The sequence below is a fragment of the Methylobacterium indicum genome (assembly GCF_017347565.1).
Lineage (GTDB): Bacteria > Pseudomonadota > Alphaproteobacteria > Rhizobiales > Beijerinckiaceae > Methylobacterium > Methylobacterium indicum.
In genome coordinates this window covers 5,884,962-5,899,838 of sequence record NZ_AP024145.1, presented here as the reverse complement: position 1 = coordinate 5,899,838, position 14,877 = coordinate 5,884,962, and the positions used below count along the sequence as shown (strand labels likewise).

General features: G+C 72.8%; 11 protein-coding genes. 5 read left to right on the top strand and 6 right to left on the bottom strand.

Annotation, left to right across the window (positions count from 1 at the left end):
* Nucleotides 1–29 precede the first annotated feature (29 nt).
* Genes miv_RS27405 through miv_RS27385 form a run of 5 tightly spaced genes read left to right on the top strand, consistent with a single transcriptional unit; the run spans nucleotide 30 to nucleotide 5,831 of the window.
* Nucleotides 30–1,733 carry an Hsp70 family protein gene (locus tag miv_RS27405; protein WP_207180051.1) on the top strand — a complete coding sequence of 568 codons (1,704 nt, stop codon included), beginning with the start codon at nucleotides 30–32 and terminating at the stop codon, nucleotides 1,731–1,733.
* On the top strand, nucleotides 1,730–3,442 hold the full coding sequence (locus miv_RS27400; protein WP_207180049.1) for a hypothetical protein: 1,713 nt from the start codon (nucleotides 1,730–1,732) through the stop codon (nucleotides 3,440–3,442). The genes miv_RS27405 and miv_RS27400 overlap by 4 nt, the downstream gene beginning before the upstream one ends.
* Nucleotides 3,439–4,239 carry a DUF1266 domain-containing protein gene (locus tag miv_RS27395; RefSeq protein WP_207180047.1) on the top strand — a complete coding sequence of 267 codons (801 nt, stop codon included), beginning with the start codon at nucleotides 3,439–3,441 and terminating at the stop codon, nucleotides 4,237–4,239. Before miv_RS27400 ends, miv_RS27395 begins: the two co-directional genes overlap by 4 nt.
* A gap of 22 nt (nucleotides 4,240–4,261) precedes the next feature.
* Nucleotides 4,262–5,302, top strand: coding sequence for a hypothetical protein (locus miv_RS27390; RefSeq protein WP_207180045.1), 1,041 nt, complete (start codon nucleotides 4,262–4,264; stop codon nucleotides 5,300–5,302).
* Nucleotides 5,295–5,831, top strand: coding sequence for a DUF3617 domain-containing protein (locus miv_RS27385; protein ID WP_207180043.1), 537 nt, complete (start codon nucleotides 5,295–5,297; stop codon nucleotides 5,829–5,831). The genes miv_RS27390 and miv_RS27385 overlap by 8 nt, the downstream gene beginning before the upstream one ends.
* Nucleotides 5,832–6,229: 398 nt before the next feature.
* Here the strand turns inward: miv_RS27385 and miv_RS27380 are convergent, their stop codons facing one another.
* The 6 genes from miv_RS27380 to icmH all read right to left on the bottom strand — a co-directional run bounded on the left by miv_RS27380 (nucleotide 6,230) and on the right by icmH (nucleotide 14,693).
* Nucleotides 6,230–6,718 carry a hypothetical protein gene (locus tag miv_RS27380; protein WP_207180041.1) on the bottom strand — a complete coding sequence of 163 codons (489 nt, stop codon included), beginning with the start codon at nucleotides 6,716–6,718 and terminating at the stop codon, nucleotides 6,230–6,232.
* Nucleotides 6,719–6,888: 170 nt separating this feature from the next.
* The gene (locus miv_RS27375) at nucleotides 6,889–7,377 is read right to left on the bottom strand and encodes a hypothetical protein (RefSeq protein ID WP_207180039.1); all 489 of its coding nucleotides are present in this window, start codon (nucleotides 7,375–7,377) and stop codon (nucleotides 6,889–6,891) included.
* Nucleotides 7,378–7,736: 359 nt separating this feature from the next.
* Nucleotides 7,737–8,804: a protein kinase domain-containing protein gene (locus miv_RS27370; RefSeq protein ID WP_207180037.1), complete on the bottom strand. Its 1,068-nt coding sequence runs from the start codon at nucleotides 8,802–8,804 to the stop codon at nucleotides 7,737–7,739.
* Nucleotides 8,801–10,306 carry a type VI secretion system-associated protein TagF gene (gene tagF / locus miv_RS27365; protein ID WP_207180035.1) on the bottom strand — a complete coding sequence of 502 codons (1,506 nt, stop codon included), beginning with the start codon at nucleotides 10,304–10,306 and terminating at the stop codon, nucleotides 8,801–8,803. The genes miv_RS27370 and tagF overlap by 4 nt, the downstream gene beginning before the upstream one ends.
* On the bottom strand, nucleotides 10,303–13,194 hold the full coding sequence (tssM, locus tag miv_RS27360) for a type VI secretion system membrane subunit TssM (RefSeq protein WP_207180033.1): 2,892 nt from the start codon (nucleotides 13,192–13,194) through the stop codon (nucleotides 10,303–10,305). Before tssM ends, tagF begins: the two co-directional genes overlap by 4 nt.
* Nucleotides 13,191–14,693 (bottom strand): type IVB secretion system protein IcmH/DotU, encoded by a 1,503-nt coding sequence (gene icmH / locus miv_RS27355; protein WP_207180025.1) that lies wholly within the window; start codon nucleotides 14,691–14,693, stop codon nucleotides 13,191–13,193. Before icmH ends, tssM begins: the two co-directional genes overlap by 4 nt.
* Nucleotides 14,694–14,877 lie beyond the last annotated feature (184 nt).

Genomic DNA, 14,877 nt, shown 5'->3' with positions numbered 1-14,877 from the left:
CGACCGCGCTCGCTTGAAATGGAGGATGCATGATCGTCGGTATCGATTTGGGAACCACCAACAGCCTCGTGGGCGTCTGGACCGAGGGCGAGGCGCGGCTGATCCCGAACGTCTATGGCGAGGTCCTGACCCCCTCGGCGGTCTGCCTCGACCGGGACGGGAGCGTCGCGGTCGGCCGCCCGGCCCTCGACCGGGTGGTGGCCCAGCCCGGGCTCGCCGCGGCGGCGTTCAAGCGCTTCATGGGCAGCCGCCACGAGGTGCGGCTCGGGAGCCGCAGCTTCCGCCCGGAGGAGCTCTCGGCCTTCATCCTGCGCCAGCTCAAGTCCGATGCCGAGGCGGCGCTCGGCCGCGAGGTCACGGAGGCGGTGATCACCGTGCCGGCCTTCTTCAACGACGTGCAGCGCCGGGCGGTGCGCGCCGCCGGCCAGCTCGCCGACCTCACGGTCGAGCGCATCCTCAACGAGCCGACCGCCGCCGCCCTCGCCTACGGCCTCCAGGCCCGCCACGCCGAGGGCGGCAAGATCCTGGTCTTCGATCTGGGCGGCGGCACCTTCGACGTCTCGGTGCTGGAGATGTTCGACGGCGTCATGGAGGTGCGCGCCACCGCGGGCGACGCCTTCCTGGGCGGCGAGGACTTCGTCGACGCGATCGTGGCCTGGTTCGAGGCGACGACCGGGCTCACCGGGGCGGATCCCGGCGTCAAGGCGCGCCTGCGGCGCCAGGCGGAGCTCGCCAAACGCGCCCTCGATCGGGAGCCCGAGGTCGAGATCCGGGTCGAGGGCGGCGACGGCCATCCGGGCGGCCGGGCGCACCGCGCCGTCCTCACCGCCGAGCGCTTCGCCGAACTCGCCGAGCCGCTGCTCGCGCGCCTGCGCCGCCCGGTCGAGCGGGCGATGAGCGATGCCCGGCTCGACCTCTCCGACCTCTCCGACGTGGTGCTGGCCGGCGGCGCCACCCGGGCGCCGATCGTGCGCCGGCTCGCCGCCCGGCTGTTCGGCCGCCTGCCGCTGTCGAGCCTCGACCCGGACGAGGTCGTGGCCCGGGGCGCCGCGGTCCAGGCCGGGCTCAAGGCCGGCGACGCGGCGCTCGAGGAGACCGTGCTCACCGACGTGGCGCCCTTCACCCTCGGGGTCGAGGTTTCCGAGCCCGACGCCTCCGGCCGGCTGCGTCCGGGCATCTACATGCCGGTGATCGAGCGCAACACCCTGATCCCGGTGAGCCGGACGAAGACCGTGCATCCCTGCGCGGACGACCAGCGCCAGGTGACCTGCGCGGTGTTCCAGGGCGAGAGCCGGCTGACGAAGGACAACATCCCGCTCGGCGAGTTCACCCTGACGCTGCAGCCGCGGCCGATCGACCGGCAGGCGCTGGAACTGCGCTTCACCTACGACGTCAACGGCGTGCTCGAGGTCTCGGCTACCAGCACCGTCGACGGGCGCAGCGAGCGCCTGGTGATCCGGAACTCGCCCACCCCCCTCGACCCGGCGGAAATCGAGGTGCGGCTCGCCGCCCTCGCCGACCTGAAGATCGCGCCGCGCGACACCGAGGCCTACCGCGCCCTCCTGGCCCGTGGCGAGCGTCTCTTCGCCGAGGCCCTCGGCGCCCCGCGCGAGGCGGTGGGGCGGGCGATCGCCGCCTTCGAGCGAGCCCTGGAGGCCGGCGAGGCCGAGGCGATCACCCGGGCCGCGGAAGAGCTGCGCGCGGTGATCCGGGCCCTGGGGGCCGTGCCGTGACCGGGCCGTCCAGCCCCGCGCCGGAGGAGACGTCCGCGACGCGCGCGGCAGCGCTCGCCCTCCTCGGCCTCGCACCCGGGGCGGACGAGCGGGCGCTGAAGAGCGCCTATGCCCGCCGGCTGAAGACCGTGCGGCCGGACGTCGATCCGGAGGGGTTCCAGGCCCTGCGCGCGGCCTACGAGTCCGTGCGCGGCACGCTCGCGGCTCCGGAACCCGAGACGGAGGCACGCCCGGCCCCCGCCATCGATCCGGCGGCCCGCGACGACCTCCTGCACCGCCTCGACGCGCGCCGGCGCCGGGGCGACGCGGCGGGCGCCCTGGCGGTCGTCGACGCGGCGCTCTCCGGCGGCCTCGACCTCGCTTGGCGCGAGAGCGTCGAGGACGGCCTGTTCGACCACCTGGCCCGGGACCCGTCGGTGCGGCCCGAGCTGCTGCGGGGGATGTCGGAGCGCTTCGCCTGGGGCGAGGCGACGACGCGCCAGGGCGCGCGGGACGCGGAAGGGCTGGCGCTGCTGCGGCAGCGGATCGAGGGCGCGGACATCGCCGATGCCCTGCGCGCCCGCGCCGAGGCGGTCCTCAAGGGCGAGGGGGCGCCGGGCGACACGGTGCTGCCGCGCCTGCTCGGCCCCTACCGGGTCGGGCTGTTCGACCGCGGCCTCGACGACGCCGAGCGCGAGGTCGCGGTCGAGGTGCTGAACGCCGTGCTCGGGCCGCTCGCCGAGGTCGACGGGCTGATCGACGCCCGCATTCTCGCGGCCCTGCGCGGCGCCCTCGGGGCGGCCCCGCTCGCCGCCGCGCCGCCCGCGGCCGTCGCGCCCCCGGCCGAGGCCGCCGAGGCCGCGAGCCGGGCGCCGATCAACCCGCCGAGCAAGTGGAACTGGTCGTCGGCGGGCGTGATCTGGCTCGCCATCGTCGTCCTGGGCAACATCGCCAGCCACTGGCCGGGCGGGTCGGAGCCGCCGGCCCGCGCGCCCGTTTCCACGCCCTCGCCCTCTCCGTCGCCCTGGCCCGAACGGGAATGGGCGATGCGCCAGCCTCCGGTCGAGATGAACTTTCCGGTGCACACGCGACAGGCTGACGGACGGCTCGGGCTCGACCTCTCGAAGCTCCTGTCCCCGGAGGTCCGTAGGGCCCTGAAGGCGGTGCGCATCGGCCCCCCGGACCGGAAGCCCGCCAGGCTGGACCTCGCGGCGATCGAGCGGGAGCCGATCCGCTTCGCGCCGCCCGGCGGCACGACGCTGCGGGTGCAGCTGGTGTTCGACGACGGGTCCGTCACGGACTTCTACGACTTCGATCTCGCCGAAGCCGTGCGGGAGGCCGCCTCGGGTTCGGAGACGGCCGAGGCCGAGGACGACCCGGCCCCGCAGCCCTCCGCGTCGGAGGTCCGGTTCCAGCCGAAGCTGACCGTCCGGGACGGCACCCTGTATCTCGACCTGTCGGATATCCTGCGGCCCGCCAATCGGGAGGGCCTGCGCGAGGTCCGGCTGCGGCCGGCGCCCGGAGCCCCCGAGCGGGTGCTCGACTGGGCCGCGATCGCGGCGGCGCCGCTCCAGCCGATCCCGACGACCTCCGAGCGGATGACGCTGCGCGTCGTCACCAGCAGCGGGGAGAGCAGTTCGGAGCAGGTCTACGACCCGCGCGCGCTCCTGGCCGCGCGGAACCAAAAGAGCGGGCGAGCCGCGTCCCCCAGCCCCGAGCCGTCCCGATGAGCGAGCCGCCCTTCCTCTACCTCGACGACGCCGGATACCGGAGCGAGCCCCTGCGCTGGGCCTACGCGCTGGGCGCCTGCTACAACCTCTACCACGAATACCCGGTCGACCTGCCGGTCGATCCAGAGACCGCCGGTCGGCGGTTCCGCGGGCAGCGCGACCGGGCGGAGGGGTGGTTGCGGCGCGACTGGTCGATCGAGGACCGGGCCGGCCTCGTCGCGGCGATGGGCTGGCTCGGCCGGGACGGCCATCGCCGCGACCACCGCGCCCTGGTGCGGCGCTACTGCGCCCTGCCGGGCCGGGGCTGGCACGAGCGGGAAGCGATGCTCGCCGAGCATGCCCGGGAGGGCAACGAGGCGGCGCAAGCCCAGCTGTGGCGGATGGGGGCGGTCGGCCGCGACCTCCTGGGCTGCCGCGCCGCCAACTTCCTCGCCTTCGATGCGGCGCGGGCCGCGCAGCTCGCCCGCAACGGCTACGTCCTCGGCTTCCTGTCCCTCGACGAGGTCAGGGCCTACCTGTTCGACCTCGCCCGCGAGGTCTCGGCCAGCTTCGCGAGCTGGCAGGATTACGGCCGCGACTTCGTCGTCGGGCGGGCATTCTGGGCCGGCGCGCACGAGGCCGAGCCGTGGGAGCCGCTGATGCGGCGCCTCGACACCGAGATCGACAGCCCCTGGCGGCGGATCCTGTTCGGCTTTCCGGAGGACGAGACCAGCCGGGGCGTCACCTCGGCCGACACCCGCGACGGGCCGTGCTGGACGCTGGAGACCGCGCCCGTCGCCGCCCGGGCGGACGCGTGAGAGCGAGGGAGGGACACTGCCGATGCTGAGCCTCGACGCATGGCGCAATCGGATCCGCGACGGCCGCGCCGCACGGCAGCGCCGCGCGGCGCTGAAGCGGCACGACCTCACCGTCCTGCCGCTCCGCCGGGACATGCCGGAGGCGGAGGACGACCTCGCGGCGCTCGACCGCCTGTGGGAGACGGGCGAGCTCGAGCGCTTCGACGCGCTCTACGCCGCGGCCGAGCGGCGCGACCTGATGATGGGCAACGCGCTGAAGCTGCATGTCGTGCTCTGGACCGAGCTCCTGGCCCGCGCCGAGGGCGCCGGCGACGGGCCGGCGCTCGACCGGCTCTGCGAGCCCTTCGCGCGGTGGTGGGAGCGCAGCGGCACGCCGATGGCCGGGGCAGCCTACGCTTCGGCGCTCCTCTCCGCGGCCTTCGCGCATCGCGGCGGCGGCTACGCCGACACGGTGTCGGAGGCGCAGTGGGCGGCGTTCCACGCCCGCCTGGAGACCGGCCGGGCCGCCCTCGACGCTTGCGCGACATCGGGCGCCGGCAGCCTGCCCTGGGCCTGGACGCATTACGATTACGGCCTGCACGGCAACGACGGCTTCGAGGATTTCCAAGGCCGCTTCATGCGCGCCTGGTCCCTCGACACCGCGAACTGGCAGCTCTGCGTCGCCCACGGCGTGCGCCTGCTGCCGCGCTGGTTCGGCGACGACATGGGCGACCTCGACGGCTTCGCCCGCCACGCCGCGAGCGTCGGCCAGGACCGCTTCGGTGCCGGCCTCTACGCGCTGATCTACGGCCGCGGCTACGGGCTCGGCGACCACGACGTGCGCGACACGCTCTGCGACGTCGACCTCCTGATGCGCGGCTACGAGGACCTCGCCGCGCGCTATCCCTGCCAGAGCCTCTACAACCGCTGGGCGGCCGGTCTGTACTTCGCGCGCCAGTACGGGGCATGCGCAGAGGTGTTCCGCACCCGGATCACCGCGATCGTGCCCGAGATCTGGCTCGGCGACAGCCAGGAGGAGCAGGTGGACGATGCACTCGACACGATCCGGAGGGTCGGTGAGTAGGAGTCCGTCCGCCGCCCGGGCACGCGGCGGAAGCCGCATCCGCGCGGCGCTCCCGACCCTCGTCCGTCCGGCTCTCGTCCTCGGCGTCCTCGCGGGGACCGCCTCGGCGCAGGCGCCGTCCCGGGACGCCGCGCCGCTCCTCACCCCCAAGCCGGTCTTCGTGCCGGGCCTCTACGAGACCGAGAGCCGCAACAGCCGGTTCCGGAACCAGGGCGTGACGAGCCGGACCTGCTTTCCCTCGGCCGACTACGAGGCGTTCCGGCGCGAGACGCTCGCCCAGTACGAGACCAACCCCGAATTCCTGGAGGGATGCCGGCTCGGCGACAGCCGCGAGATACCGGACGGCTTCGCCTTCGCGATGGACTGCAAGGGATCCAAGGTCGTCCTGACCTTCCATTTCGGAAAAGATTCGGTCTCCTCCACCACTCATACGCTGATCACGGACCGGCCGGAATACTCCTCCGAGATCCTGACCCTGTCGCGCCGGGTCGGCGACTGCCCGGGCCAGGCGCCGGGCAGGGGGACCTGAGACGGGGTCTTCAGATGGAGCACATGAGACGCGGGAGCCCAGTGCCGGCGTCCCGTCATCCGATTGATGAGAGCTTGTTCGATTGCTCCCGCTGACCCTGCCGGATCGTGTCCGGACTGCGAAAAATCGGCGTCGGTCAGCGTGTCTGCATCAACGCCGAGGATCACATCGGCGCCGCGCCCCCCCCGGGCGGCGCAAATCGCGCACATCGTCGGGGGCGTGCCGTGTCTCGGAGCGCGGTTGACCGATGAGCCCCCCACGGCCACGCGGCTCATCCCGGAGCGAAGCGAGCCCGCGCCCGGACGGATGAGCCAGTCGATCATCGCCTTGACGGTCCTTGTCCTCGTCCGTGCCACGGAGAAGGGCGCGGGTCTGGCCCGCTCTGCTGTCCGGCGATGTCACAGTTCATAGATGTCGCGACCCGGTCCGTCCAATTCCAGGTTAGAGATCAACCGAGCATAAGCTGCTTCCGACCAAACGCTCACGCCTTTATCCGAACGATCTGACGACATAAAATCATGTAAAATTAAATTTAGAGAATTAAAACATAGATCATAATCTCCATAATCTGTATAAAATCCGCCATTTTTTTTCATTATATCACGGACAATATCCGACGCTGAGCTTTTATAAATTTTCTCCCCGAATATTTTGATATCGTTTTCTAGGCATGGAAGCACAATAGCCGACAGATTTTCTTTCGTATATTGTAGGATAAGATCATATTTCGAGTCATCTGACTGTCTATACTCCCTAATATCTCCGCCGTAAATTTCATTTTGATCGATTGGCTCACCAATAATACTTGATATCGTACTCTTATCCATCGAGAAATTAATTGGACCCGCCCCAATCTTAGGATGTATTTCCCAATCTAATTTGCTCATTTCTTATCTACCTGTCTTACCAGGTGTGATGCCATGTTTATCAAGGCACTCTTTATATTTTATCATCTCCTTGATCGCTTCATCGTAGCGAGTGGGATCACCAGCATTTTTGGCCACTTCCCTCACATTTGCAATATCACTGGCAAAAAATTCATCAAATTTTCCCGCATTCAATAATCTTGCTTGGTTTCTAACAAAATTTTTTTATTTAAATAAACACTGGCATTTGCATGATCTCGTTGCAACATTTGTATTGCGGGATCGTCTTCAGCACTCAAATCTAGATCTTTGTAAGACCCCTTGGATGGAATATGATGAAAGTCGAGTTCGTCCCCCACCGGTGAATTCGTGCCAGTGCCCTGCTTCGGACTACCATGCCCACCCCCACGATAAGGGCCCTCCCCATTCCCCCTCTTGAGAGGCTCGCACGGGTTTTTCGGCTTGCAATCCGCACAATCCGTATCCGCGTCCGTCTTCGGCTTGGCCTTCGCCTTCTTTTGCGCGCCCTCGATCTTCTCGCTCAGCCAGCGGCCCCACTCGCGGCCGTCCTCCACGCCTTGCCGGACCCCCGTCACCGCCCCGTAGGCCCCGCCCACGGCCGCGCCGCCGAGACCGCCCACCACCGCGCCGGCCCCCGCGCCGGACAGGATCGCGATCACCGAACCCGGCCCGGTCGGCGCACCGATCACGGCGCCGGCCAGGCGGAAGACGTGATCCGCGGCGTCTGGGGCCTGCGCGAGGGTGACCAGCCAGGGACCGGCCCGCTCCAGCTCCGCGTCGCCCTGGTCGAGGAACAGCGAGCGGCCGAGCAGACCGGCCTGCCGCAGGGCGGCGGGCAGGTCGTCGAACTATGCCCCGTCGAGGACGGCGAAGCCGGCGACGCCGAACCCGGCGACGAGTCCGACGAGCCGCTGCGCCGCGACGGAGGGGGCTTCCCCAGATGCGGTCATCGGACCGGCCCCCCCGGGGACGGCACCCGCGTCGGGCTCGGGCGGGACACAGGCACGAGGATCGATGCTCATCCTTCCGTCTCCGGATGGGGATACGCGCCGCGCGGCGCGGTCAGGCGGGCGGCGAGGCGTGAGAGTCGCGTCCCGGACAGACGCTGCATCACCGCCTCGGCGTCGGGCCGCGCGCCCGGGTCCTGCCGGAGGAGGTCGCGCACGACCTTGCCCAACCGCCCGTCGATCCTCGGATCCGGCAGGCTCGCCCGGGCGGCGAGCGCGCTCTCGCGGTCGCGGCCGAGCCCGACCCGCTCGCCGCGGGACGCGGCGGCGAGCAAGAGGCCGAGGGCGTAGAGGTCGGCCGGGGGGCCGCCGGGCCGGCCGGCGAGCTGCTCGGGGGCGGCGACCGACCACTTGCCGGCGAACTCGACGTCGGGCAGCGCCTCGCCGGCCCGGCGCACCACCCCGAAATCGATCAACGTGGCGCCCTCCGCCCCGCCGCACAGCATCACGTTCTCGGGCGACACGTCGCCGTGGACGAGGCCGGCGGCGTGGACCGCGGCGAGCGCTCCGGCGAGCCGCCGGGCGAGCGCCGCGACGCCGTCCGGCGGCAGGGGGCCGTGGGTGCGCAGGGTCTCCGCCAGGGTCTCGCCGCGCAGCAGGTCCATCACGATCACCGCGCGGCCGTCGCCGTGGCGCAGGAGGTCGCGGGCGCGGGGAATCGCCGGATGCGACAGGCCCATCAGGGCGCGGGCCTCGCTGACGTGGAGGCGCGCCAGAACGGGATCGAGGGCGCGGTCGGGCCGCAGAATCTTGGCGGCGTGGTCGCCGCGCAGGTCGCGGTGGCGCACCCGGTAGATCTCGGCGAGGCCGCCGCGGCCGATCCGCTCGCGCACCGCGTAGGTGTTGGCGATGATCGTCTCGGGCAGGAGCGTCGCGTCCGCCGCGCCGGGCGGCGCGGCCGGCAGGCCCGGATCGGCCAGGCGGTCGAGGGCGGAGCGGGCGGCGTCGAGGACGAGGCGGCGCTCGGGCTCCGGGCGCGGCCGCCCGTCGCCGTCCTGCCCGATCGCCGCCACCAGGGCGTCGAGCCGGACCTGGACCCGCAGGGTCTCGCGGCGCGCCGCCTCGTCCGCCCGGCTCATCGCGCCTCGCTCCCCGCCCCCGCGACGTCGACCACCACCACCGAGACGTTGTCGCGGGCGCCCGCGATCAGGGCGTCGTCGATGGCGCTCGCCACCGCCTCGGCGGGCGTGCCGTGGCCGGCGACCAGGGCGAGGCCGCGCTCGCCCAGCGCCCCGACGAGGCCGTCGCTGCACAGGACGAACCGGTCGCCGGCCCGCACCGCGCCATCGACCCAGTCGAGGGCGAAGGCGTCCTCGGCCCCGACCGCCCGGGTGACGACCTTGCGGCCCTCGCGGGTGGCGTGGTCGCGGGTGAGCGGGAGAAGGCCGCGCCCGCGCAGCAGGTAGGCGCGGGCATCTCCCGCCCAGGCGACGGCGTAGCGTCCGGCGCGCACCATCAGCACCACGACGACCGCGGCCACCACCGCATCGGGACCGAGCCGGCGGGCGCGGGCCCTCAAGGCCTCGTTCGCCTGGGCGAGTAGCGCCTCGATCGCGCCGCGGCCGGGCGCCTCCGGGCCGGCCGGGAGCCCGGCCAGACGCTCGGCCACGGCGGCGGCGGCGACATCCGCGGCGGCGTGGCCGCCGGCCCCGTCGGCCACCGCCCACAGGCCGAGATCGGGCCGGTCCACCACCGCGTCGTCGTTGCGCCGCCGCCGCGTGCCCCGATGGGTACGCGCCGCCGAGACGAGCCGCACCGGCTCGGGCGCAGCCGCGGGCGCGAGCGGCGCGTCGGCCGGGGGAAGGACCGGCGCGCGGGCCTCCCGGTCCGCCTGGCCCGGCCCCGGCCCGTCCTGCCGGGCCCAGTCCTGCCAGCCCCAGACGTCCCAGCGCCCGTCGAGGAAGGCGGCGAACTGCTCGGGGGCCGGCGCGCCGCCATGCATCAGCAGCGAAGGCGCCACCGCCTCGGATCCCGTGGTCCACCACAGGGTGAAGCTGCGGCGCGAGCCCGCCATCGCCGCCTCGAGGACGTCGGCATAGGCCCGGATCGCCTCCGCCTCGCCGCCGAGACCGTAGCGGCGCGGCGCCTCCGCGCCGTCGGGCACCGGCCGGTGCGGCGGCTCCGGCAGGCCGAGGGCGGTCAGCCCCGCCTCGAAGGCGTCGAAGTCGAAATCGTCGGCGAGGCAGGCGCGCGCCCGGGCCTCGGCGGCGTCGAACCAGGTTCCGGCACGGCGGAACAGCCGCCAGGGATCGGCGAGGCCCGGCATCTCGGCGGCGAGCACCAGCGGGAAGTAGCGCCCGACCCGGTCGACGGAGGGCATCAGCACGCCGGCGACCGCGTGCGGGCCCATCGTGTCGCGCCCGAGCACGAAGCGCCAGACCGGGGCGACGAGATAGGCCGGCAGCCAGGCCTCGCCGAGCTGCCGGCGGCTCGCCACGATCGCCCGCGACAGCCACTGGTCGAGGGCGCCGTGCAGCGCCCCGCCGAGGCGGCGGCTGACGAAGTCGCCCCGGCTCGGCACCTTGCCGAAGAGTCCGGGCACGGCGGGCTCCGGCGCGGCGGCCGGGCGCCGTCCGGTCATCGGAACCTCGGGCAGCGGAAGGAGCGGAGCACCGCGAGCGCGAAGGGGTTCGGCCGGGTCGGGCTGCGCAATTCGAAGCTCGCCTCGTGCCCGCCCGCATCGTAGGCGAGCCGCAGGCGGTCGGGCCCGGCGGGCTCGGGCCGTCCGGCCTCGACCAGGCGGAACAGCGCCCAGGGCCCGGTGAACGCGGCGGCTTCGGGCGGGCCGGGCTGCACCACCACGCGGGCGGCCTGGCTCACCGCCCGCTCGCCCGGCCAGGTCAGCGTCAGCGGCCGCGCGCTGCCGCGCGTATAGGTGACTTCCTGACCGTCGGCGATGAGGGAGGCGGTGGTGGCCTCGGGGTCGAGGCGCAGGGGCGTGACCTCGAAGCCGACCACGGGCCGGTCGGCCCCGGTCTGGAAGAACGCCCGGCGGATCTCGTCCGCCGTCTCGAAGCTGCGCAGGACCGCCTCGTCGCCCGCCTCGTTGCCCGTCGCCTGGCCGCGCCAGCGCCACGGCCGGGTTCCGGTATCGACCGCATCGGCGAGGTCGGTGCGCAGGAAGCGGGCGAACAGGCCGCCCGGCCCGAACAGCGCCGAGAACTCGGGCAGCCCGACCTCCGCGGCGGCGTTCCGGTCGAACGGGTAGCGGCGCTCGGTCGCCGTCCGGCAGGCCCGCTCGCCGCCGGCCCGCATCCAGCGCCCGGCGAGATCCTGCACCTTCGCCCGGTCGCCGGCGCGCGCCAGGAGACCCTCGTCGAGGGCGATCGGGATCAGGGGGCGCGAGAGCAGGGCCGCGACATGGCCGTCGAGGCTCGCCCGCAGGGGGGCCTGGCGCTCTTCCGGGTAGAGGCGGGCGAACAGGCCCGAGAGGCGCTGCGTCGCGAGGGCCCGGTCGAGACTCTCCTCGCCGCCGAGCATCCGGTAGAGGCGCAGGGCCTCGGCGAGGTCCGGCGCGGCCGGCGGCGCGGCCTCGGCGCCACCCGGCTTGCGCGCGGGCCGCCCGGGTGCCGGCTCGGCCCTGGCCTTGAGCGCCCGCGCGACGACCTCCGTCCCGGGGGATCCGGGCGGGCCTGCGTCGGGCCTGCCGGACGCGGACTTGTCGACGGAGGAGTTGTCGGCAGAGGACTTGTCGACAGAGGACTTGTCGACAGAGGACTTGCCGGCCTCCGGCGCGCCGTCGCCCGCCCGCAGGAGTGTGGCGAGCGCGACGAGCAGGCGCGGCTGGAGGTAGCCCGTCAGCGCGCGCTCGTAGAGGTTGGCCTGGCCCGCCTCGACCTTCGCCCGCTGGTCGAAGGTGTCGAGGAGGCGCGGCGGGCGGTCCTGCCCGTAGGGCGCGGCGGCGTCGCGGGCCCCGGACAGGACCGCGTCGGCACGCACGAAGTCGGCATCGGCGACCTCCTCGACCGGCAGCGTTGCGGCGGCCGCGGTGTAGCGGGCGAGCCGCATGTCCGTCGCGGCGAGCAGATCGTCCTGGCGCAGGTAGGCGGCGAGCCAGACCAGCGCCAGGCCGAGCGACAGGGCGGCGGCGAGGCCCCCGGCGGCGAGGCGCAGGAAGCGGCGGCGGCGCTCGGCGGCGGGGTTGGTCGCGACGAGGTTCGCCTCGTTGAAGATCACGTCCCGGAACAACCGGGCGAGGAAGTAGCTGCGATGGCCGCCAGCGCTCGCCGCCGCGAAGCGCGGCAGGTCGAGGCCGAAGTGGCGGCTCGCGTTGCGGCCGACGAGGTCGACGACCTGCCCGTCCTGCTCGGCGGAGGCGAGGTAGAGCCCGCGCAGGCGCGGCGGCGGGTCGAACCGCGACGAGGCGGTGATCTCGCCCAGCACCTCGTGCAGCGGCTCGGCCACGAGCGCGAGCTGGCTCGGGAAGGCGAAGATCCGGGCGCGCCGCTCGGGGTCGATCTCGTCCTGCAGGCGTCCGAGCAGGAGGCCGTTGAGCCGCGCGATCAGGTCGTCGAAGGCGCGCCCGAGCCGGTCGGCGAGGTCGCGCCCTTCGATCCCGGCCTTGGGCAGGGCCAGGGTCGTGCCCCAGACCTGCTCGCGCTCGCTCTTCGGCATGGCCTCGAAGAAGGCCTCGAAGCCGGCGAGCCGGTCGACCTTGGTCAGCACGACGTAGACCGGGACGCGCAGGCCGAAGGATTCGTCGAGCTCGCGCAGGCGCTTGCGGATCGTGCGGGCGTGATGCAGCCGCTCGGGGGCCGTGGCCTGGACCAGCGTATCGACGCCCAGCATCACGACGGCGCCGTTGAGGGGCTGGCGCCGGCGGTGCTTGCGCAGGAGCCTCAGGAAACCCCGCCAGCCGGCGGCGTCCGCCTCGCCGTCGCCCTCCTGGGCGGTGTAGCGGCCGGCGGTGTCGATCAGGATGGCGTCGTCGGTGAACCACCAGTCGCAGGAGCGGGTGCCGCCCACCCCCTCGACGGATTCGCCGATGCTGTCGGCGAGCGGGAAGCGCAGACCCGAGTTGCGCAGCGCGGTGGTCTTGCCCGAGCCCGGCGGTCCGATCAGCGCGTACCAGGGCAGCGCATAGACCGACCGCCGGCCCATCGTGCGGCGCAGGAGCCGCAGGGCGTCGCGCAGGCGCGCCTGCAGCTCGGCCACGTCGCCCTGCGCGGCCCGGGCCGGATCGGTCCCGGAGACCGCGTCGATCAGCGCCTCGTCGCGGCGCAGCCCGCGGACGAGATGGTAGATGCAGTAGGCCAAATAGGCCGCCGCGATGGCCGCCACGGCGTAGATCCGGGTCTGGATCGCCGCGAAGGGCCGCCAGGTCCCGAACGAGACCGCCTCGCCGTAGAAGAACACCACGCAGGCCGCGACGAGCGCCCAGATCAGCGCGACGAGCCACCAGGCCTTGACCCGGGTCGTATAGGCGGTGGCGTAGGAGCGGATCTCGTAGATCCAGTTGAGGATGTTCACGGCCGGACTTCCCCGCTTTCTCGCCCGCTTTCTCGCCCGCTCTCCTGCCCGGCCTCGTGCCCGCTCTCGGGGTCGGACCCGTCGGGCGGCGTCGGCGAACCGTTGCGGCGGATCACCAGTTCGGTGCGCCGGTTCTGCGCCCGGCCCTCGGGGCTGTTGTTGAAGGCGATGTTGGCGGGGCTGTCGTTCGGGCGCACCGGCTGGGCCTCGCCGCGCCCCTCGGCGCGGATCGCGTCGGTGCCGATCGAGCGCGCCAGGATCGCCGCCACCGCCTGCGCCCGGGCGACCGACAATTCGTAGTTCGAGGGGAAGCGCACGGTGCGGATCGGCACGTTGTCGGTGTGGCCGATGACCTGCACCGAGACGTCCTCGCCCCGGACCGCCTGCCCGATCCGCTCGAACAGCGCGGTGTAGGCCGGTGCGACCTCGGCGCTGCCGCTCTGGAACAGGCCGGCATTGCGGATGCGCAGGGTGGCGCCGTTGCCGTTCGGCACGACGTCGAGGGTTCCGTCGTCGATCTCCCGCTTGAGCGTCCGGCGCAGGCTGTCGACCAGGCGGCTCTGCGCCTTGGCGGCGACCGGGGCCGTGGCCGGGCCCGGCGGGCCGCCGCGCAGGCTCGGCGGCGTGTTCGGGGGCGCCGCGATGAAAGCCGCGAACGTCGCATCGGAGCGCCGGTTCACCGCCGATTGCAGCAGCAGGAACAGGCCCGCCAACACCAGGACCGCGAGGCCCGCCCCCGCCCAGAGCAGGTGGCGGGCGCCGGAGGTGCTCAAGCGCGCATCGACCCCGCGCCAGGCCGGCGACAGCTCGCGCTCGGCCTCCCCCCGCAGCGTCCGGTACAGGCCCTCGCGGATGCGCCCGATCTCCAGGTGCCCCTGCGGGTGGACCCGCATCCGCCCCTCGAAGCCGAGGGAGAGGCAGTGATACATCAGCAGCAGGACGTCGCGGTTCGAGCCCGGATCCTTGTGCAGGTGGGCGAGGAGGTCGAAGAAGCGCTCGCCCCCGGTGACGTCGGTGTGGAAGGTCGAGACCATGCCCTGGCGGGCCCAGAGGCTGTAGGCGCCCCAGGACGAGTTCAGGATCACGTCGTCGATCGTCGCGCACAGGGCGTAGTGGGCGGCCTGGGCGCGCTCGCGGGTCACCGCGACGCCGAGGATCGCCGCCTCGAACGCCTTGACGGCGGCGACGACCCGCAGGCGCAGGGCTTCCAGGTCGGGCGTGCCCGACAGGGTGCGCAGCCGCGCGATCAGGCTGAGGAGCGGCAGGGCCGCCTCGACCATCGGGGGCATCCCGGCCCGGGCGAAGTCGCCGGGCACGGGCTCCTGCGCCGGCGGGGGAACCCGCGGACCGGCCTCCCTGGGATCGACGTCCCTGGGATCGACGTCGCGAGGACCGGCTCCTCGAGGATCGACGTGAAGCACCGTCGGGGCGCGCACGCCGCCGGGCGTCGGCTTCACCACCGTCGATTCCGAATCGTAGCCGCGCGGATCCGCCTCCATCACCGCTCCCCGACCGGAAATCTCGTCATCGCGGGCGCTCGCCTTGCGTCATCCCGGGATGGACAATGCGCGAAACGCGCGATCGTCGCATACGCCACGAACAAATATCCGAATTGTCAGATCCTGCGACACGTCTTCCCTAGGGAAGCATCAGACTACGAAAAAATACCGTGCATGATCGTCT